20 protein-coding genes and 1 riboswitch are annotated in these 20,636 nt (G+C 46.8%); all 20 genes read left to right on the forward strand.

Translation table 11 applies throughout. The features are described from left to right. Positions 1-102 precede the first annotated feature (102 nt). The 20 genes from FYJ34_RS08990 (at position 103) to FYJ34_RS09085 (ending at position 20,590) form a co-directional block, all read left to right on the forward strand. Positions 103-1,077, forward strand: coding sequence for a helix-turn-helix transcriptional regulator (locus FYJ34_RS08990; RefSeq protein ID WP_154478001.1), 975 nt, complete (start codon positions 103-105; stop codon positions 1,075-1,077). A gap of 65 nt (positions 1,078-1,142) precedes the next feature. Further along, positions 1,143-2,795, forward strand: a complete 1,653-nt coding sequence (locus FYJ34_RS08995) for a hypothetical protein (protein ID WP_154478003.1) — start codon at positions 1,143-1,145, stop codon at positions 2,793-2,795. Beyond that, positions 2,792-3,172, forward strand: coding sequence for a hypothetical protein (locus FYJ34_RS09000; protein ID WP_154478005.1), 381 nt, complete (start codon positions 2,792-2,794; stop codon positions 3,170-3,172). Before FYJ34_RS08995 ends, FYJ34_RS09000 begins: the two co-directional genes overlap by 4 nt. A 3-nt stretch (positions 3,173-3,175) precedes the next feature. Further along, positions 3,176-3,910 carry a hypothetical protein gene (locus FYJ34_RS09005; protein WP_154478007.1) on the forward strand — a complete coding sequence of 245 codons (735 nt, stop codon included), beginning with the start codon at positions 3,176-3,178 and terminating at the stop codon, positions 3,908-3,910. Continuing rightward, the gene (locus FYJ34_RS09010) at positions 3,910-5,097 is read left to right on the forward strand and encodes an AAA family ATPase (RefSeq protein WP_154478009.1); all 1,188 of its coding nucleotides are present in this window, start codon (positions 3,910-3,912) and stop codon (positions 5,095-5,097) included. Before FYJ34_RS09005 ends, FYJ34_RS09010 begins: the two co-directional genes overlap by 1 nt. Positions 5,098-5,303: 206 nt before the next feature. Continuing rightward, positions 5,304-7,277: a discoidin domain-containing protein gene (locus FYJ34_RS09015; RefSeq protein ID WP_154478011.1), complete on the forward strand. Its 1,974-nt coding sequence runs from the start codon at positions 5,304-5,306 to the stop codon at positions 7,275-7,277. A 227-nt stretch (positions 7,278-7,504) separates the two neighbouring features. After that, positions 7,505-8,815: an InlB B-repeat-containing protein gene (locus tag FYJ34_RS09020; RefSeq protein ID WP_154478013.1), complete on the forward strand. Its 1,311-nt coding sequence runs from the start codon at positions 7,505-7,507 to the stop codon at positions 8,813-8,815. Between the two features lie 45 nt (positions 8,816-8,860). Further along, positions 8,861-8,986: riboswitch (FMN riboswitch) on the forward strand. Positions 8,987-9,218: 232 nt separating this feature from the next. Beyond that, positions 9,219-9,845, forward strand: a complete 627-nt coding sequence (locus FYJ34_RS09025; RefSeq protein ID WP_154478015.1) for an ECF transporter S component — start codon at positions 9,219-9,221, stop codon at positions 9,843-9,845. 39 nt (positions 9,846-9,884) lie between these two features. Next, positions 9,885-10,415, forward strand: coding sequence for a YcxB family protein (locus tag FYJ34_RS09030; RefSeq protein WP_154478017.1), 531 nt, complete (start codon positions 9,885-9,887; stop codon positions 10,413-10,415). Positions 10,416-10,503: 88 nt separating this feature from the next. After that, positions 10,504-10,929, forward strand: coding sequence for a tRNA (adenosine(37)-N6)-threonylcarbamoyltransferase complex ATPase subunit type 1 TsaE (gene tsaE, locus FYJ34_RS09035; RefSeq protein WP_154478019.1), 426 nt, complete (start codon positions 10,504-10,506; stop codon positions 10,927-10,929). Continuing rightward, positions 10,917-11,654, forward strand: a complete 738-nt coding sequence (tsaB, locus tag FYJ34_RS09040) for a tRNA (adenosine(37)-N6)-threonylcarbamoyltransferase complex dimerization subunit type 1 TsaB (protein WP_154478021.1) — start codon at positions 10,917-10,919, stop codon at positions 11,652-11,654. Before tsaE ends, tsaB begins: the two co-directional genes overlap by 13 nt. After that, on the forward strand, positions 11,635-12,669 hold the full coding sequence (locus FYJ34_RS09045; protein WP_154478023.1) for a threonine aldolase family protein: 1,035 nt from the start codon (positions 11,635-11,637) through the stop codon (positions 12,667-12,669). The genes tsaB and FYJ34_RS09045 overlap by 20 nt, the downstream gene beginning before the upstream one ends. Positions 12,670-12,679: 10 nt before the next feature. Continuing rightward, entirely contained in the window at positions 12,680-13,234 is a 555-nt protein-coding gene (gene rimI, locus FYJ34_RS09050) for a ribosomal protein S18-alanine N-acetyltransferase (RefSeq protein WP_154478025.1), read from the forward strand. Further along, a complete protein-coding gene (locus FYJ34_RS09055) occupies positions 13,228-14,136 on the forward strand; it encodes a ribonuclease Z (protein WP_154478027.1) in 909 nt (302 codons plus the stop codon). The genes rimI and FYJ34_RS09055 overlap by 7 nt, the downstream gene beginning before the upstream one ends. 9 nt (positions 14,137-14,145) lie before the next feature. Next, positions 14,146-15,198, forward strand: a complete 1,053-nt coding sequence (tsaD, locus tag FYJ34_RS09060; protein WP_154478029.1) for a tRNA (adenosine(37)-N6)-threonylcarbamoyltransferase complex transferase subunit TsaD — start codon at positions 14,146-14,148, stop codon at positions 15,196-15,198. 206 nt (positions 15,199-15,404) lie between these two features. Continuing rightward, positions 15,405-16,115, forward strand: a complete 711-nt coding sequence (gene ispD / locus FYJ34_RS09065; RefSeq protein WP_154478031.1) for a 2-C-methyl-D-erythritol 4-phosphate cytidylyltransferase — start codon at positions 15,405-15,407, stop codon at positions 16,113-16,115. Between the two features lie 24 nt (positions 16,116-16,139). Continuing rightward, positions 16,140-17,516, forward strand: coding sequence for an MATE family efflux transporter (locus FYJ34_RS09070; protein WP_235899406.1), 1,377 nt, complete (start codon positions 16,140-16,142; stop codon positions 17,514-17,516). Positions 17,517-17,882: 366 nt separating this feature from the next. Continuing rightward, the gene (locus FYJ34_RS09075) at positions 17,883-18,476 is read left to right on the forward strand and encodes an MptD family putative ECF transporter S component (RefSeq protein WP_154478033.1); all 594 of its coding nucleotides are present in this window, start codon (positions 17,883-17,885) and stop codon (positions 18,474-18,476) included. A gap of 4 nt (positions 18,477-18,480) precedes the next feature. Then, complete coding sequence (locus FYJ34_RS09080) at positions 18,481-19,194, forward strand: energy-coupling factor transporter transmembrane component T (RefSeq protein WP_330582565.1); 714 nt, start codon at positions 18,481-18,483, stop codon at positions 19,192-19,194. After that, on the forward strand, positions 19,187-20,590 hold the full coding sequence (locus FYJ34_RS09085) for an ABC transporter ATP-binding protein (RefSeq protein WP_154478035.1): 1,404 nt from the start codon (positions 19,187-19,189) through the stop codon (positions 20,588-20,590). The genes FYJ34_RS09080 and FYJ34_RS09085 overlap by 8 nt, the downstream gene beginning before the upstream one ends. Positions 20,591-20,636 lie beyond the last annotated feature (46 nt).

The following is a 20,636-nucleotide window of genomic DNA, read 5'->3' on the forward strand; positions in this document are numbered from 1 at the left end:
AAAAGAGAATACTATTGCAGACAAGTATTTGTCCGGTATCATAGTTATGATGAAGATAAAGAATTCCCAAAAAGGAGATAAAAAGGCAGGAGGAAAAGAAATATGGGAGAGTCAGAAGAGAAACGCAGCCGGATTCTGGGAATATTTTTCCGCATGGTAAAGGGAGAAAAGATTTCGATACGGAAGATTTCGGAGGAATATGAAATTTCGACAAAAAGTGTTTCCAGATACGTTAATGAAATTAAAAATTTTCTGGCGGATTATCGGGAACTGGTGGGGAATACTTCTCTGGAATACTTCCCGAAAGAGAAAATGTATCAGTTGAAAGTAGATGGGTTCCTGCAAAGTGCAGAGCTGGTAGGACTTGCAAAAATATTAGTGGGAAGCCGGGCGCTGGAAAAGGTGAAAGTACTGGAGATCATTCAAAAGCTAAAAGAATTTACAACGACAGAGGATCAAAAGACACTGGACCGTATCCTTTTGAAAGAACTCTATCACTACGAAGGAGTAGGACACGATTGTCCGGACGTACTGGAGCGGGTCTGGCAACTGACCAACTGCATCCGGGAAAGGAAAAAACTGACAATCGGATATTACAAAATGAATCGGGAAAAGGTAGAACGAAAAATCCATCCCATCGCCATTATTTTCTCAGAGTATTATTTTTATCTGATTGCCAATAAAGAGGGAGATTTGTCGCAGAACCCTGTCTATTTCCGGGTGGATCGTATCATATCCGTTATGGAGCACCGGACAAAATTTGATGAAGAGGAGTTGCGAAAATTTGACGAGGGAGAACTCAGAAAGAAAATACAGTTTATGTTTCCGGGGGAACATCAAAAGATCAGATTTGAGTTTACCGGACCGAGTGTTCAGGCTGTGTTAGACAGATTGCCCACTGTCAAGATTCTGGAAAAAAAGAAAGGAGGATATGTCATAGAAGCAGAGGTCTATGGAGATGGGATCAAAATGTTTTTGCTGAGTCAGGGGAGCTGGGTAAAAGTCCAGAAGCCTGAAAAATTAGCCGTAGAAATGGAGGAGGAGATTACAAGGATGAAAGAGTTATATCACTCGTGATCGTAAAGAGACATTTCGTTTCAGAGGTACGAACAGAATAAATACAAGGAAAGGATGAGAAGAATATGGCTATGGAAAATGCTGTTCTGAATGAAAATCAAGATTTCAGCGGAATACAGGAAGGGATGTTTAATATTGACGAGTTGGAAGATCAATTACAAAGTCAATTAGAGAAAGAATTTGAAGGAATGGAGTTTCTGCAAGAAGAAAAGGAAAAAATAGGAAATCCCGATGCGCTGGGAGAAGTGATCAAAAATGAAATCTGGAAACAATTCAGCAATCAGATTGGTCTTGATATGACCAATGAAACTTTGATTCAAAAATACGACAGAGAACATCCGGAAGCCTATGATGAAGTTGCTAAAAAGGTTATGCAGGATTCGCGATATAAAGATGCTAATGCAAAGATGAAAAAACAGCAAGAGGAGGGAAACTTAAAAGACACGTATACAGGAAAAGCCCTTAAACAAAATGACAAAGCAAATCTTGACCACGTAGTTTCTAGAAAAGAGTTATATGAAAATCTGCGGAGAAAACAGGCAAACTTAAGTACAGAAGATCTTGCGAATAAAGATGAAAATTTAAAGGCGACAAACGAATCTCTTAATAAAAGCAAAAAAGAGAAAAGCGTAAACGACTACCTAAAGGGGCGCGAGGAGAGAGAAAAAGCATTAAGGGATCAAAATGAACGTGCGAATAGGAAAATTGATGAATCCAATCTCTCCGAAGCAGAAAAGCGTGCACGGAAAGAAAAGAACAATAAGCAGCTACAAGACAAACTGAATGCTGATACTGAACGGATGAAAAAAGCAGATAAAGAAGCAAGAACGGCAATTAACAAAGAAATCGCAAAAGGCGTAGTGAAAGAAGTCGGGAAAAAAGCGGGAAAGGATGCTTTGAAAGTAATAGCAGTAACTGCCTTATCTGATTTGTTGAGAGAGGTTATGAACGGGCTGGTTCGTTTTTTGAAAAGTCAATCTAAATCATTGCAACATTTTCTGGATGAAATGCAAGTATCGCTTAAAAATTTCTTGGATAAAATCACAAGGGCGATACATACGGGAGCATCCAGCGTAGCGGGGACTGTTTTATCAGAAATTTTTGGACCTATCGTAAGTACATTTAAAAAACTGGCGAGTCTAATTAAGCAGGCTACATCTTCTGTCATGGAGGCTATTCGATATCTCAAGAATGAGGAGAACAGAGAGAAGCCATTCAGTGTTAAGATAGCACAGGTAGGAAAAATTATAACTGCCGGTTTAGTAGCGGGCGGAGCCATTTATCTGGGAGAAATTTTTGAAAAAGTGCTTTTGCAAATTCCTGGGATGCAGATCCAGTTGCCGTTGTTAGGTTCATTAGCAAATGTTATCGGTATGTTTTTGGCAAGTTTAGTCAGTGGAGTTGTCGGTGCAATGGCGATCAATAGGATCGATAAATTTATTGCAGAAAAACAGAGAGCAGCCATAGTTGAAGCAAAAATAGAGAAGGGAAATCAGATTTTAAATCTTCAGCACCAGGCGCAGGATGTAAGTGAAGAAAAGCTTAGACAGGTTAAAATGACAACGGCGGCTACAATCAAAGAGCGTCATACAGTTGCTGCCGACATAATGCAAGAATCCTTAGAAAATATAACTGCAAACTGTAGGGAGGATAAAAATATAGAAAACACATTAGATGATATAGACAGATTGTTGGAAGGATTGGAGGGAAATGCGTGATGAATAAAATGTTGGGAATACTCGGAGTTGGACTGGTTGCAGGAGTGGTGATATATGTACTCTGTAATAAAAACAAAGAAGAAAACGAAACAAAGCTTGAAAAAGAAACCCCGAATATTAAGATGAAACTTGATGATGTTGCAGCAATAAAAGCGGATGCATCTATGATGGAAACCATATTTGGAGAGAATCAGGATAAGCTCCAACATGTGAAAAATTCATCTGCAAATAAAATAATGACACGACATGAAGAGGCAGCAAAGATAATGAAAGAGACAGTTAGTCATATTGATGCAAGAAAAGAAGTACTTGAAAATGAAAATCTCAAGCTGGAACAAATTTCTGACGAATTAGATGAGCTGTTGGAGGGAAAATAGGACATGGAAGAACTAGTGATCAAAAGAAGTGATTTTGAAAAGGCCAAGAGAGAACTGAAAGAGTTTTCGCAAAATGAACCTGGGGAATGGAGCCTTCCTGCTGTTGAGGTAACGGGAGGTATTTTGGGCTGGGGAGATCATAAAGTCACAGGAGCAGAGTTGAATGAAAGGGTGGAAGAAGTTCAAAAACACTTACAATATCTGAACAGAACTAGCATTAAGACGGTTAAAGAGTTTGAGAATATATATAAGGCGCTAGATGAACTTGATAAAAGTTACATCAATGTTCTTTTAGGGGAAATGGAGCAAATCCGAAAAGTGAGCAATGGTGTCAAGACCAATCAGGAGTACATAAAGAAAATTGTTGAGGATCAAAAGAAAACACTTGAAGTTTTAAAAATATTTAAACAGAAGTTGGATACATATGCTCACTTGGAGGATATTGATAAACTATGGAATGATTGTCAAACATGGAAAGAAGAAATACCAGAATTATCTGATTTGGTTAGGCATGTTATGCTGACAAGTAATTCTAACTCGGGACAAATTGAAGAAATCGGTAAGGATATTCAATGTCATAAGGAACTGCTTTTCACTGCCGTTGCAGAGACAGCGGAAAAAAATGAGGCTACAGCCCGAGAACTGACAAAAAAAATAAAGTATGCATATCTGATTGCTGGAAGCTCGCTGGGAGTAGCGTTGGCTGAATTGATCATTATGCTTTCGAAGGTATTATAATGAATAAATATGAAAAGATACTGATCGACAGTGCGTCAAAACTAGATGCGGTTACAGATGCTTGCGGAGAGATTACAAGACTTGCAGTTTCCATTGTGGAGGAGAACGACAGGACGGCTACGATTGCTTTACTGAAAAAGATATCTGAAACGGCAGATAATTCAAACCATAGGTTGGAAATAAAACGAGTAGCACAACTATTAAAAATAAGTCTGATTGAGTATTACGGATATTCTGCGCTGCAGGACATCTGCAAGCAAGAGATAGAAACACCCGAGGATACAAGATCTTTGAAAGAATTACTGGATGAATTGAACGCTCTGACAGGACTTGGGAATGTTAAAGAGAAGATCAATGACTTGATTGCCTATCAAAAGGTTCAAAGGCTTCGCCGGGAAAACAATTTGAATTCCGCAAAAAACACTTTGCACTTGGCGTTTATGGGGAATCCGGGAACGGGAAAAACAACTGTTGCCCGGATCATAGGACATATATACAAGCAAATTGAACTGCTTTCAAAAGGACATTTTGTAGAAGTGTCCAGGACGGATTTAATTGCCGGATACCAAGGACAGACTGCGTTAAAGGTAAAAAGTGTAATTGAGAAAGCCAAAGGGGGAGTCTTGTTTATTGACGAAGCTTATAGCATCACCGAAAATGATCATAGTGATTCATACGGACGAGAATGTCTCACGGAATTGACAAAGGCACTGGAAGATTATAGAGAGGATCTGGTTGTCATTGTAGCCGGATATACAGCACCCATGGAAAAATTTTTTGAATCCAATCCAGGACTGAAATCACGTTTTAACACCTTCATCGAATTCCCGGATTATGAAGTGAATGAGTTGGAGAAAATACTTCTTTCCATGTGTGAGAATAATGATTATATTCTTGATGCGGATACCCGCTCTGTGGTTCGTGCATATTTGGAAGAGAGCGTGACGAAAAAGGATGAAAATTTTGCAAATGGTCGTATGGTACGCAACTTATATGATGATCTGGTAATGAATCATGCACGAAGAGTAGCTACTATGGAAAGTCCGACAAGAGAAGACTTGTCGACAATTGTTAATGAAGATTTTAAGCCTGTGAAAGAGCAGGAGTCGCATTTTTATGAAGATGCAGATGATAAAGCATACACGGAGGAGAAAATTTTCGGTGGGAAAATCGGAAATTGCGATTGATATAGGGATGATACTATCTACATATATCACGAAAAGGCAGGTTCTTTGGAATCTGCTCTTTCTTTTTGATAAAATTTCGGCACTATCACACAAAAATATTGAAAAACATCAATAAAAATTGTATAATAAGCCCATATATAAAAGAAGCACAACTTGCTTATGTACTGTGTTGGAACTGTAGTGAGCATCTATTTCAGGAGGAATTTATGGGGAAAAATTTTTCAAAATTGATGGCGATCGGTTTATCAGCCTGTATCGTGGCAGCTTCAGTACCTGCTGCGGTCAGGGCTGAAAACGGACAGCAGGAAGTGGAAAGCGGGTATGGACAGGCGGAGGTTATCGTAAGCTCTTCGGCGGGGGACCGGTACAGACAACTGGAAAACCTGTCTTTTAAGAAAGCGGACGCCGCAGTCTATAAGAATTACCTGAAAGTAAACAGGAATGACAAAAGGCAGGAGTTTTTGGGCGTCGGCGGAGCCATGACAGAGTCTGCTGCCTATAATATTGCCAAGCTGAGTCCCGAAAAGCAGGAAGAGATTTTTGACGCTTATTTTGGCAAGGACGGAGCAAACTATTCCTTGACGAGATCCAGCATCGGGTCTGCCGATTTTTCGGTGAAGCAGTACAGCTACAATGACACGACCTATCCGGATGAAAACCTGGAAGCATTCAATATACAGGGAGATAGGGATTATATCATACCGGCTTTACATAGGATTTTGGAAAGAAGACCGGATGTAAAATTTTTTGCCGCTCCCTGGGCGCCGCCGGCCTGGATGAAGAAGTCGGGCATCCGGAGAGGACAAACCGGTACGGCAGGACTGGGCATCATTGATAACTCGGTGCTGCCGCAATACTATCAGAGCTATGCGGATTATTTTGTGAAATACATTCAGGCATACAAGGAAGAGGGGATTGATGTGTATTCCCTTTCCATGCAGAATGAAAGTCAGAACAACCCGAAGTGGGAGGCTGCGACCTGGACCATCGATCAGACCGTTGACTTTGTGTCCAATTATCTGGGACCGACCCTGGAAGAAAACGGACTGGCTCCGGAGCTTTTGATCTGGGACTGGGATAAGGGGAATGACCCTATGCACAAGGACGGATTTATCAAATTCAACGATGGGGTGCTGAGTAATCCCAATGCGAGGAAATACATTGACGGGATCGCCTTCCACTGGTATGCGGGAGATATCTGGCATGAAATCGCGGGAAAGCCTATGTGGTCAGAGGACTTTTATTCCCTGGATGTAATCAGGGAAAAGTATCCGGATATAGACTTACACGCGACAGAAGGGTGTCAGGAAAAGGGCCCCTGGTTTGGAAGCTACGAACCGGCGGACAGATACACCTATGATATCCTGAAAGATTTTGAGCATGGGGTAAAAAGCTGGATAGACTGGAACCTGGTTTTGGATATGGACGGAGGCCCCACCCAGGGAGTGGTAAATCAATGCCATGCTCCGGTCATGACGGACGGAACCAGCGTTTACTATCAGCCGTCCTACTATGTATTAAAGCAAATAAGCAGGACCGTTCAGCCCGGAACCGTGTCCATTGGCTCTGTATCGGATCTGGATATCCCCAAAACTGTTGTGGAAGACAAAGAGGGGAATATTTCAGTTCTGATGGGGAATGTTACGGATGATGCTATAAACCTGGAAGTCATCGACGAGGACAGAAGTGTTTCGGTTGAATTAAAGCCGCATTCTATCACAACTTTAAAATACAAAAACGATTATACGCCCAGTGATGAAATCGTTATTCATGACATTGTAAGCGTAAGGCCGGCGGCAGCTACGGCAACAAGCTACGAAAGAAATCCCATCAAGAACTATCAGGCAGCATCGGCGATCGACGGAACGGACAGGACCAGGTGGGCCAGCGACTGGAAAGACAGGGAAAGTATCACCTTTGAATTGTCGGCAAGATCCATCATAACCGGACTTCAGATAAATTTTGAATGTGGATATGACGCCGGATTTGAGATCCAGGTTTCAGATGACGGAGTGAATTTTACCACCGTAAAATCCTTTGAAAAGGGGCAAAATGCCGATAGACTTCTGGATATCGAATTTAAACCGGTCATAGGGAAATACATCAGGATGCAGGGGCTGGAAAGAAATAACAGGTACGGGTACTCCATCTATGAGGCACAAATCGCCGTAGGAAAATAGGAATAGGAAGAAGAAAGCGCTGGAAAGGCGGCAACCGGTTTCCGGGTTGTGGACTTTTGGGCTGATTTTGTGAAAGAAACACACTTTGTGCTGAAAATATAGCTGAAAACATAGACGATTGAGACAAGAATGCACTTGCATATACATATATATGTAGCTATAATCATATATAGTGAGATTATCGTGTTGACAGGTTATAACAAACACCAGCAAAGGAGAAAAAGGATATGAGGAAAAAGAGGCGTTTTTTGTATATGTTTTTCTGTCTATGTTTCATGTTTACGATGATGCCGGGAACAGCTTTTGCAAAAGAGGCGGATTTTGTTCCGCCGGAGACGGCTTTTAAGAACATGTACTACAAGGACGGAACTCCCGTGACGTGGCCAAAGGATGTAAAGTGGACGGCAGGAATCCCCTGGATGGATGAAATCCCTGAAATAGAAAAAGCGGATCCATTCCCGAGAATGGCGATTCCGTTTGAAGTGACGGGCGACATCGAAATTATGGGAGATACGGGACACGACAAGGTTTATGAGACAACGAAGGACAAAAAACTGGATGTAACCGGAACCCTCGATGTCAGAAGCATAAAAGAGGCGATAGATTATCTGAAATTCGCGGAAGACTACTACGAAAGAAATAAACCGGTGGATTTGGGAGAAACGCAGTCCAGCTTCATTACAACGCTTACGTTGCCGGAAGGGATTTTGGAGTTCCCGGATGAATTGGTAGAGGGATCTACGGTTGTGTTTTCGGGCGCTAAGGATGTATTCAAAGTAAGCAAGATCCAAAAAGTCGGAAATTCTGTCAGGGTGACCTTCACGCTTGCAGAAGGGATTGATACATTTGAAAAATTGCATGAAAAAATCACATCTGTGGATGACACTTTGAAAATTACGATAAAAGGAATTTCCGTCGGAAATGAAGCGAAATACGATACCAATTATACGATAGCCGGTAACACCGGAGGATATATGTATGCAAGGATCATCCCGGAATATAATGCGGCGATGTATATGGTATATTACACCCGACAAACGCCTGACGGAAAGGACTTTGTGGAAAACGAAGAGGATATCACATTTACCTTAAAGGTAAAGCAGCTGAATAAAAAAGTGACCTTTATAAGCGAAGAGAAGGAATACGCTGTAGTGGATGTGGAGTATGGCAGTTCCATTGACAAGGATGTGATGCAGGATCAGTCCATGCCAAAGGATCCAACGAGGGAAGGCTATGTATTTAAGGGATGGAATACAAAAGCCGATGGAAGCGGAACCGCATTTACCGGAGAAACGGTAGTAACAGAAGATCTGTCCGTATATGCGATCTATGAAAAGAAAAGTGATGAAAAAATCGTTACACCTGGTAACGGCGGCAGCGAGAACAAGACGCAGAAGAAGGCTCCCGACCATGTTGCGAGACCGAAAGCACCAAAAACAGGAGACGGCAACAGTAGCGTGCTTCTTGTAACGCTGATGCTGGCAGCGGCAGGCAGCTTTGTCGGTGTAAGACGGCAAAGAAATAAAATACCATCTTGAAATACCCTATCTGATAGGGTATACTGAATGCAGAAAACAGTTAAAGAAATTCTTCGGGGTAGGGTGCAAGTCCCAACCGGCGGTATAGTCCGCGACCTGTCGTCATTTGACGGCGGCTGATTTGGTGAGATTCCAAAACCGACAGTAAAGTCTGGATGAGAGAAGGATTGTGCATTATAAGTGTTACCTATATTGTACGATGAGATCCCCCGATACAGATCGGGGGATTTTTTATTTCACAGGATGCAATTTCCCGTGAAATAAAAAATGCTTCGCCGGGATTTCACTGCGCCGACAGGGAAGCGGATCGCAAAAGCAATCCGCCACAGGTGCAGGATCCTGCGGGAGAAAACCTTTGGGAGATTTCTTTTACAAACCAAACAAATGTAAAAGGAGAGAAAAAATGAGCACAAACACTACAATGAAAGCAGGACAGGAAAAAAGAAGCAATGTAAAGATGATGGCGCAGATCGGGATGCTGGCGGCGATCTCGACGGTGCTGATGTTTTTCGAGTTCCCCCTTCCGTTTGCTCCGTCATTCTATGAATTGGACTTTAGTGAAGTACCGGTATTGGTAGGATGCTTTTCCATGGGACCGGCGGCAGGCGTCGTGATCGAGTTTTTGAAGATCTTGCTAAAGTTTGCCCTGAAGGGAACCATGACGGCCGGAGTGGGAGAAGTGGCCAACTTTGCCATCGGATGCAGTCTGGTGCTGCCGGCGGCTTGGATCTACAAGAGAAAAAAGACCAGAAAGCAGGCGGTTTGGGGGATGGTAGCAGGAACTATCTGTATGGCGATAGTCGGAGGTCTGCTAAATGCCTTCGTTCTTTTGCCTACCTATGCCAAGGCTTTTGGAATGCCGATGGAAGCGCTGATCGAAATGGGAAGCAAGGTCAACGGTAAGATCACAGGGCTGTCTACCTTTATTTTGCTGGCGGTGACGCCTTTTAACCTGTTCAAGGGCGTGATCATTTCCACCATTGTTCTTTTGATTTACAAAAAAATCAGTCCGATTTTGAGAATGCGGTAAATCTGTGTTATAATGGGGGAAGTGAAGGAGGGGACGAAGATGCCGATCGAGACAGAAATCAAGATGGACGGAGACAGCATGGGAGATTTTATGATCTACCATATTTACACCAGCGGTTCCGGGATCGTGATCCTGGTGCTGGGGATCCTGAATATCAGCTTTGGAATCGCATTCCTGATGAAAGGAAAATGGGGGATGGCAGTTATTTTTCTCGTGCTGGCAGCCCTGGTTTTCGGGATCTTCCCCTGGCTGATCCGACGTAAAGTAAAAAAGCAGATGGAAAGGGCGAAGCATCTGACAGAGCCTATCCGGTACATTTTTCAGGAAGACGGGATAGAGACCATTACAGCGGCCGACCGGGGAAAGGCCTCCTGGAAAAAGTTCAGGAGAGTAGTCTGGCGCGGACGGGTATTGATCCTTTATGATGATAAACGGCAGGCGATCCTGTTGCCGGTGGAACAGGTGAAGGAGCAGCTGCCTGCTGTGATAGAATTGCTGCGCAGGAAGCTTCCGGCGTCGGAGATCAAGATACCGGCATCCAAGCTGGCAGCCCTGAATAAACAGGGATAGAGCCTTCCGGGCAACGGACAAAAGGCAGTGCCCCGGAAGCATTGCCGCCGGAACATAAAAATGACAGGAGACAGGGAAGGGCGCATAGATGGAAGTGGAAAGCAGAAGTGAGCGGGACACCGTTGAACTGGGCAGATCGCTGGGACGTCAGGCAAAACCGGGTCAGGTGTTTACTCTGACAGGAGACCTGGGAACAGGCAAGACGGTGTTTACGAAAGGAATGGCGGAAGGATTGGGGATCACAGAGACGGTCAGCAGTCCCACCTTTACCATTGTGCAGGTGTATGAAGAAGGGCGTTTGCCCTTCTATCATTTTGATGTTTACCGGATCGGGGATGTGGAGGAAATGGACGAGATCGGGTTTGAAGAATACATTTACGGAGAGGGGGTCAGCCTGATCGAATGGGCGGACCTGATCCGGGAGATTCTCCCCGCGCACTACACGGAGATCCGGATCGAAAAAGATCTGGAAAAAGGATTTGATTATCGGAGGATACAGATATGCGAATATTAGCATTGGACAGTTCCGGACTGGTGGCCGGTGTGGCGGTTGTGGAGGCGACGGCCGGACAGACGCTGACCTTGTCGGAATTTACGATTCACTACAAGAAAACGCATTCAGAGACGCTGCTTCCCATGATCGACCAGGCGCTTCGGATCCCGGGGATCGACAAAGCGTCTCTGGACGCCATTGCAGTTGCGTCAGGGCCGGGATCCTTTACGGGGCTTCGTATCGGAGCCGCTACGGCAAAAGGGCTGGCCTCGGTTCTTGCCATTCCCATTCTTCCGGTTCCGACCCTGGAAGGGCTGGCATGGAATCTGTGGGGAAGCGACGGTCTGATCTGTCCCATCATGGATGCCAGACGCGGACAGGTCTATACCGGAATCTATGAGATAAAAGAAGGGAAGCTTCAGACGATCCGGAAGCAGGACGTACTGGAGATCCAAAAGCTGGGAGAGCAACTGAAGCAGCAGCATAAATGCGTGACATTTCTGGGAGACGGAGTTCCTGTTTTTCGGGGAATCCTGGAACAGTGGCAGAAAGAGGGACTGCAGATCCGTCTGGCGCCCGGACATCTGAACCGGCAGAGGGCGGCATCCGTCGGCATTCTGGGACTGACCTGCCTGGAAGAAGGAAAGGCGGTCAGCGCGGCAGATTTCAGGCCGGATTACCTGAGGCTGTCTCAGGCAGAGCGGGAAAGGAAGGAGAAGAGGGAGCATGATCCGATTTCAAAATGATTACGGGGAGGGAGCACATCCGTTGCTGTTGAAAAGATTGGCAGAAACCAATATGGAGCAGACGGAAGGCTATGGAGAGGACAGATACTGCCGGCAGGCAGCACAGAAGATCAAGGAACAATGCGCCCTGAAAGAGGGGGAGGTACACTTTTTCGTAGGAGGCACCCAGACGAACCTGACGGTGATCGGATCGGTGCTGCGCCCGCATCAGGGAGTGATCGCAGCCGACACCGGGCACATTCAGGTACATGAAACAGGTGCGATCGAGGCGCTGGGACATAAGGTGCTGACGGTACCGGAGCAGGATGGGAAGTTGACGGCAAAACAGGTGGAAGAGGTCTGTGACAGACACTGGAAGGATGCGAGCAGGGAGTATACGGTACAGCCGGGCATGGTCTATCTCTCTCATCCGACAGAGTGCGGAACCCTATACACCAAAAAAGAGCTGGAGGAGTTGTCGGCAATCTGCCGCAGGAGAGGACTTCCTCTGTTTCTGGACGGGGCCAGACTGGGCTATGGATTGACGTCTCCGGCATCTGAGCTGACGCTGGCGGACATTGCAGGATTGACGGATCTGTTTTATATTGGCGGAACGAAGGTGGGAGCCCTGTTTGGAGAGGCGCTGGTGATTACCCGTCCTGAGCTTGCCAGAGATTTTCGCTATCTCATAAAGCAAAAAGGGGCGCTTCTTGCAAAAGGGCGGCTACTTGGTCTGCAGTTTGATACGCTGTTCACCGATGAACTGTATTTTAGGATCTCCCAAGAGGCGGTAGAAAAGGCGCTTTTGCTAAAAGCTGCCTTTTTGAAAAAGGGCTATTCCCTTCGCTATGATTCCTACACCAATCAACAGTTTCCGATTCTTCCCGAAAAAGACCGGAAAAAACTGGAAGAAACTTATGGATTTACTTTTTGGGAAGAAATGGGAGAAGGAAAGAGTGCTGTCCGGTTCTGTACCAGTTGGGCGACAACAGAAGAAGCCATCCGCCAACTGGTGGAGGACATAGAGGCTCTTTAAGGAAGACCCCTTGCATGATCCGGAAATAAGAAATGAAAAAGAAGGCAAGAAAAAGCAGATGGAATGGATGGAAAGACCGGATCCGGAAGGGATCCGGATCGCAGAACTAAAAAAGGAAGAGCTTCGATGGGTGGCAGAGCTGGAAGAACAGATTTTTTCGGACAACTGGACGCTTTCGGGGCTGGCGGAAATGGCAGGGCAGGACCGGGTGATCTCCCTGGGACTCTGGCTGACAAAAGAGCGGGAGAAACAGCCGGAAAAGAAGCTGGTGGGATATGGGATCGTCTGTACCGTGTTGGACGAGGGAGACCTGGTGCGGCTGGCTGTAGATAAGAGGCATCGGCAGAAAGGCAGGGGGAAGCTTCTGCTGGCAGCCCTGGAAAAGGCCTGCCGGGACAAGGGTGTAAGGGCCTTGTATCTGGAAGTCAGGCAGAGCAATGCACCTGCCAGAAGTTTTTACCACAGGGCAGGATTTCAGGAAGAAGGAATTCGCAGAGGGTTTTATGACCATCCGAAGGAGGATGGGATTTGCATGAAGAAGATACTGGGAGGAAAAGAATGTTAGATGTATGTTTGCTGGGAACCGGCGGTATGATGCCGCTTCCCTATCGGTGGCTGACGTCTCTGATGGTCCGCTACAATGGAAGCAGTCTTTTGATCGACTGCGGAGAAGGGACACAGATCGCCATCAAGGAGAAGGGGTGGAGTTTTAAACCTATTGATGTGATCTGCTTTACCCATTATCATGGAGATCATATCAGTGGACTGCCGGGGCTTTTGCTGACGATGGGAAATGCAGACCGGAGAGAACCTCTGACGCTGATCGGACCGAAGGGGCTGGAAAGAGTCGTGAACGCCCTGCGGGTGATTGCGCCGGAGCTTCCTTTTTCCATCCGATTTATAGAACTGACGGAGCCGGAATCGGAGCTGTCTTTGAACGGCTACCGGCTGAAAGCATTCCGTGTCAGCCACAATGTAACCTGTCTGGGCTACTCGGTAGAGATAGACCGGGCGGGAAAATTTGACGTGGAGAGAGCAAGAATGGCGGAAATTCCGCAGAAGTACTGGGGAATCCTGCAAAAAGGCGAGACGGTGGAAGCAGAAGGGCAAAGGTATACTCCCGATATGGTTCTGGGTCCGGAAAGAAAAGGATTAAAAGTGACATACTGCACGGATTCCAGACCGGTAGACGCCATCTGGAACAATGCAAAAGAGGCGGACCTGTTTATCTGCGAAGGCATGTACGGAGAGAAAGAGAAAGAAAAAAAGGCGAGAGAATACAAGCACATGACTTTTTATGAGGCGGCGCAGCTGGCAAAAAAGGCGGAGGCAAAAGAGTTATGGCTGACACATTACAGCCCGTCCCTGACAAGGCCGGAGGACTATATGGAGGAAGTACGGGAGATATTTCCCAATGCCATCGCGGCAAAAGACGGAAGAACCAAAGAATTGGTCTTTGAGGATTAGAGGAGCATTATGGAAAACGAAAAGGATGTTATCATACTGGCGATAGAAAGTTCTTGTGATGAGACGGCGGCGGCCGTAGTAAAAAATGGAAGAGAGGTGCTGTCGAACGTCATCTCTTCCCAGATCGACTTGCATACACTCTATGGAGGAGTGGTGCCGGAGATCGCATCCAGAAAGCATGTGGAGCGGATCAATCAGGTGATCGAACAGGCGCTGAAGCAGGCAGGGCTGACCATAAAGGAGATCACGGCGGTGGGAGTGACTTACGGACCGGGACTTGTGGGAGCGCTTCTGGTAGGCGTGTCTGCGGCGAAAGCCATTGCCTATGGAGCGGACAAGCCGCTGGTAGGAGTCCATCACATCGAGGGACATATTGCCGCCAACCTTATCGAACATCCCACCTTGGAACCGCCCTTCTTTTCCCTGGTGGTGTCGGGAGGACACACCCATCTGGTGCAGGTAAAGGACTACGGAGTCTATGAGATCCTGGGAAGGACCAGAGACGATGCGGCGGGGGAAGCTTTTGACAAGGTGGCAAGAGCCATTGGACTGGGATATCCGGGAGGACCTAAGATCGACAGAGTTTCCAGAGAAGGAAATCCGGATGCGATCGTATTTCCCAGGGCGAAGGTGGAGGATGCCCCTCTGGATTTCAGCTTTAGCGGGGTAAAATCGGCAGTGTTGAACTATATCAATGGCTGTCAGATGAAGGGAGAGGCTTTCTGCCAGGCAGATGTGGCGGCGTCTTTCCAGAAAGCGGTGACGGATGTACTGATCGGAAACGCCATGGAAGCCATTTCCCGGTATCAGGTGAAACGGTTTGCGCTGGCAGGCGGAGTGGCATCAAACCGGGCGCTGCGGGAAGGATTGAAGGATGCCTGCGAAAAATGCCAGGTGGAGTTTTATTGCCCGTCGCCCATTTACTGCACAGACAATGCGGCCATGATCGGGACAGCGGCTTATTATGAGTACCAAAAAGGCATCCGCCACGGCTGGGATCTGAATGCGGTACCGAATTTAAAGCTGGGAGATTCCAGGGATCTTTCTCGAAAGATACGATAAGTGGGATTTAAGAGCAGGTGAAAACGGACGCAGAGGATGCAACTGCGTAGGGATCCATCAAAACACGCAGAAGGTATAAACGTGTGTCACACATACAGGCGCACAAGATGTATAAAGGTACAGAATATATAAAGACATACAGGATACCTAAACATGTACGAAACATATAAAAACGCAGGAGATTCAGCAAAATAGCAGGTGAGCAGATGGAAGCAGAAGAAAGAAAACCATGTACAGCCATCCTTCTCTCGGCAGGGCAGGGGAAGCGATTGGGAGCGGACAGGCCAAAACAATATCTGGAAGTAGGCGGGCACCCGCTGATCGCCTACAGCCTGCAATGTTTGGAGCGATCCCCCTTGATCTGTCAGATCATCCTGGTGGTGGGAGCAGAAGATATAGAGTGGGTTCAAACCCGGATCGTGGAGCGCTATCAGTGTTCCAAAGTAACGGCAGTGGTTCCCGGAGGGAAAGAACGATATGAATCGGTATGGAAAGGGCTTGCGCATGTCCGGGAAAAAGAAGGCTATGTCCTGATCCATGACGGAGCCAGACCGTTTTTGACGGAAGAGATCCTGGAAAGAGGCTATGAGACAGTCGAACGGTGGGGAGCCTGCGTGGCAGGGATGCCCAGCAAAGACACGGTGAAGCTGGTGGGAGAGGATCTGACGGCACAGACCACCCCTCCCAGAGACCGGGTATGGACGATACAGACTCCTCAGATTTTTTCGTATTCCCTGATCTTCCGGGCATATGAAAGTCTGCTGCAAAAAAAAGAGATCCAGGTGACAGATGACGCGATGGTGGTAGAACAGGAAAGCGGCAGACGTGTGAAGGTGTTTGAAGGTTCCTATCGTAATATCAAGGTCACGACAGCAGAGGATCTGGAGGTGGCGGACGTTTTTTTGAAAGCGAAGTAGCAGAATCTGACAAAAAGGAGAAGCATGGATACAAGAGAACAAAAGAGAAAGAGCAAGATGTCTGAAGGGGCAGGGGACTGCCAATCCAAAGCGGCCAAGCTGGAATTTTTAAGGTACGCCTCTTTGAATGTGCTGGGGATGCTTGGTCTTTCTTTTTATATTTTTGCAGATACCTTTTTCATTGCCCGGGGAATGGGAGCAGAAGGACTTGCGGCGCTGAATCTGGTGCTGCCTGTTTATGGCTGTATTTACGGAATCGGGATGATGATCGCCATTGGAGGCGGAACCCGCTATTCCATTTTAAAAAGTCAGAAGAAGGATAAAAATGCAGATGAGGTCTTTACGCATGCGGTATTTTTGACGCTTCTCATCTCACTGGTTTTTGTGGGCGTCGGCCTTTGGGGAAGCGGGAAAGTTACAGGACTTTTGGGAGCGACGGGGAAAGTATTTGATACAAGCCGGATCTATCTGCAGGTGATTCTGTTTTTTGCTCCCATGTTTATGCTAAACAGTGTTCTGACAACATTTGCAAAAAATGACGGGTTTCCCAGAATTGCCATGGCGGCGATGCTGACCGGCAGTATTTCCAATGTGATACTGGATTATCTTTTCATTTTTCCATGCAAACTGGGGATGTTCGGAGCAGCGCTTGCCACAGGGATCGCACCGGTTCTGGGAATCGGGATCGTGACGATCAGACTGTTTCTTCCAAAGAAGCAGAACTTTCATCTGACGGCTCTGCATTTAAAAAAAGAACTGATCGGAAGCATTGCTGCCGGGGGATTTCCCACTTTCGTAGCAGAACTGTCTTCCGGAATGGTGATCCTGGTGCTAAATGGAATCGTGCTTCGGCTGCAGGGGGACCTGGGAGTGGCTGCCTATGGGATCATTGCCAATCTTTCTTTGATCATGCTCTCGGTGTTTAACGGGATCGCCCAGGGAGCCCAGCCTGTATTCAGCCGCAATTACGGACAGGGGAAGACCAAACAGGTCAAAGGAGTGCTGTCACTGGGATGTAAGGTGGCAGGGGGGATCGCAGCCCTTGGATATCTGGGAATCTGCCTGTATGCAAAAGAGATCACAGCCGCGTTTAACAAAGACGGAAATGTGCAGCTCCAACAGATGGCGGAAGAAGGACTGCGGCTGTACTTTCTGGCGTCCGCTTTTGCAGGGACGAACATTTTACTGTCCATGTACTATACTGCTACAGAACAGGTGCGGCCCGCTCATGTGATCTCTTTGCTCAGAGGGTTTATCCTGATCATTCCCATGGCGTTCCTCCTGGCGGCAGCAGGTGGGATGAGGGGAGTCTGGCTGGCCTTTCCGGTGACGGAGATCCTGGTAACGGCAGGAGGGAGCTGGTGGTACAGAAGAAGCAGACAGCCTGTGAAATGTATGTGAGGGAAGAAGCCTGCGAAGCGTGCGGGAAGCCTCGACGGTGGAGGATAACCTATGGTATGTTTATATGCGACGATGGAGGATAATCTATCGTGTATCTATAAAAAAGAAGAAAAGAAAGAAAAGTGACCGGATCGGATGTTCTGGTCATTTTTCTTTTTAGAGATCGCTGTTTCCTTCAAAAGGCAGGTGTGTATACGGATGCCGAAAACAGACATTCTCCAGGAGTTGGCTGCTGCAGACGAAAAACAGATTCTGAATTGACAATCTGAAGAGATTCCGATACAATACAAAAGAGAATGAGAATCAATATCAATAAAACCATTAACAGGAAAGGAAGCGTATTGTAAAAAGTGGAGGAAAGACGTGATGAATAAGAGACTGAACGTAAAAGATCTGATCAATGTGGGACTGTTTTCCATCCTGATCCTGCTGTTTACATTTGTGGGAGGAATGTTGGGATTTATTCCCGTTCTGATGCCCATGGTGCCTTTTGTGGCAGGGTTTCTGTCGGGGCCGGTGGCAATGCTGTTTGCCGCCAAGATCAGAAAGCCGGGGATGCTGTTTATCCAGCAGATATTGACAGCGCTGGTATTTGTGGCCACGGGACACGGCATATGGATGATTCCGACGGCTTTGCTAGGTGGTCTGCTGGGCGAGTATGTGCTGAAGGGCGGAGGATACAAAAGCATAGAACGGGCAAGGCTGGCATTTGTTGTGGCGGTAATCTCCGGCGTCGGAAACTGGATCCCCATTTTTATTGCCAGAGAAAAATATATAGAGCAGTTGGTTCAGCAGGGATACGGAAGAGCCTATGCAGAAAAAATGATGAGCGTACTGCCCGTATGGTCGCTGGGTCCCATTGTGCTGGGAGGGATGATGGGGACATATCTTGGCTGTACCCTGGGGATTCGGATCCTGAAAAAACACTTTGTGAAAGCCGGTATGGTAAAGGAGGAATAGCAAAGTGAAAAAAGGGCTGGGACAAAGGATCGACATCAGGACAAAGCTGTTTATGACGGGAGTGATCTCCTATGTGCTGCTGCTGGGGAATTTGCAGCAAACGTATCTGGCGGCGGCGATCGCCATTTCGCTGTTGCCGTATCTGCTTCTGTTTCTGGAAAAACGCTACAAAGAATCTATTCGGGGAGGGGTTCTGCTTCTTGCGGCGGGACTGGTTCAGAAATTTCTTTTGCAGGATGCAAAAGGCGTGTGGGCTTCGCTTTTTCTGTTTCTGACCGTCATCTTTTTAAGAATGGCGCCAGGCATTATGATGGGGAAATATGCCTTTGTAACCACAGGAATGAGCGACCTGGTGTGCGCCCTGAAAAAAATGAGGCTGCCGGATCAGATCGTCATCCCTATGACGGTCATGGCAAGATTTTTTTATACGGTGCGCGAAGATTATAGGCAGGTAAAGGATGCCATGTATCTTCACGGACTGACCACTGCAAGACTTCTTGTACATCCTGTCCGGCTGTTGGAATACAGGACGGTCCCTCTTTTGATGTGTCTCACCCGCACGGCAGATGAGGTGGCTGTCTCTGCCCTGACCAGGGGAATGGAAGTGGGAAAAAGACGGAGCAGCATTTCCGGGACGAAACTGACAGGGATAGACTATGCCTTTTTTGCACTCATGCTTCTGGTCATAGGCGTCTATATAAGGGGGAAGTATGCTTAGGATAAAAGATCTTTCTGTCTGCTACGAAGACGACGCCATTTTCCGGGGCGTTCATCTGGAGGCAGAGCCGGGGGAATTGATCGCGATATGCGGAGGGTCGGGCTGCGGAAAAAGCAGTCTGCTAAAGGCAGTCAATGGAATCATTGGGGAAGAAGAGGTTGTGTTGCAAGGGGAGATCCAGATGGAGGGAAGATCCGTTTGGAAGGAAAGTATAGGGGAAAGAAGCCGGTGGGTCTCCACCGTATTTCAAAATCCGAAGACACAGTTTTATTGTACCAATACCACGGATGAACTGGCGTTTGCACTGGAAAACCGCTGTGTGGAAAGAGAAAAAATATGGGAAACCATCCGGCGCTGCAGTAAAGAGCTGGGGACGGATCACTTGCTGGACAGGAACATTTTTACACTTTCCGGCGGGGAAAAGCAGCTGATAGCCATTACGGCTTCTGTCTGCATGGATAACAAGGTCTATTTGTTTGATGAACCTTCTGCTTCATTGGATCATTCATCCATCCGTCAGCTGCAAAAAATTCTGAGACAGCTGAAAGCGGCAGGCAAGATTATCCTGGTAGCAGAACACAGACTGTACTACCTGAAAGATCTCATGGATGGACTGGCTGTGATGCACGACGAGGAAATGGAAGTGTTCCGGGGAAAAGACCTGGCAGAAAAGAATCTGGGAGAGATCGTGAGACGTTACGGGCTTAGGACCATGGAAGAGATTACGGAAAAAGATCTGGAGGATCTGGAGTGGATCAGGATCCATCCCCGGGGGAAGGGAAGGTACCGGACGGAGAAAGCCCACCTGCTTTGCCGGGAATTTTGTGTGTCGTATCAGGGGGAGAAAATCCTTGACCTTAGTCTGGGATTTGACCGGGGGATCCACTTCATCATCGGGGAAAACGGGGTGGGAAAAACTACCTTTGTAAAACAACTTTCCGGACTGATCCATGGAAGGGGAAGAGGGCTCTATCGGGGAACGCCCATCAAAAGGCACTATCAGTTTATGGCTATGGTCATGCAGGACGTCAACTATCAGATTTTTACCGAATCGGTCTGGCAGGAGATATCGATCGTGAGCAAAGACAAGAGGAAAAAAGAAGAGGTTCTAAGACAATTGGGGCTGCTGGAAAAACGGGAGCTGCATCCGCAGAGCCTGTCGGGAGGAGAGAAACAGCGGCTGCTTCTGGGGATGACGGCACTGTCAGAGAAACCGGTGGTAGTGCTGGATGAGCCCACCAGCGGACTTTGCAAAGGAAAGATGCTGCAGATCGTTCAATATTTGAGAGAAATGGAAAAAGAAGGCAGGACGGTCCTGGTCATTACCCACGACTATGAACTGATCCGAACCTGTGGGGGACGGATATACGAGTTTGTCAAAGAGAAAAAGTGTTGACTTTTTATATTTGATACAATATAATTGAATCAAATATAAAAAGAAA

Source organism: Suipraeoptans intestinalis (assembly GCF_009696485.1).
Lineage (GTDB): Bacteria > Bacillota > Clostridia > Lachnospirales > Lachnospiraceae > Suipraeoptans > Suipraeoptans intestinalis.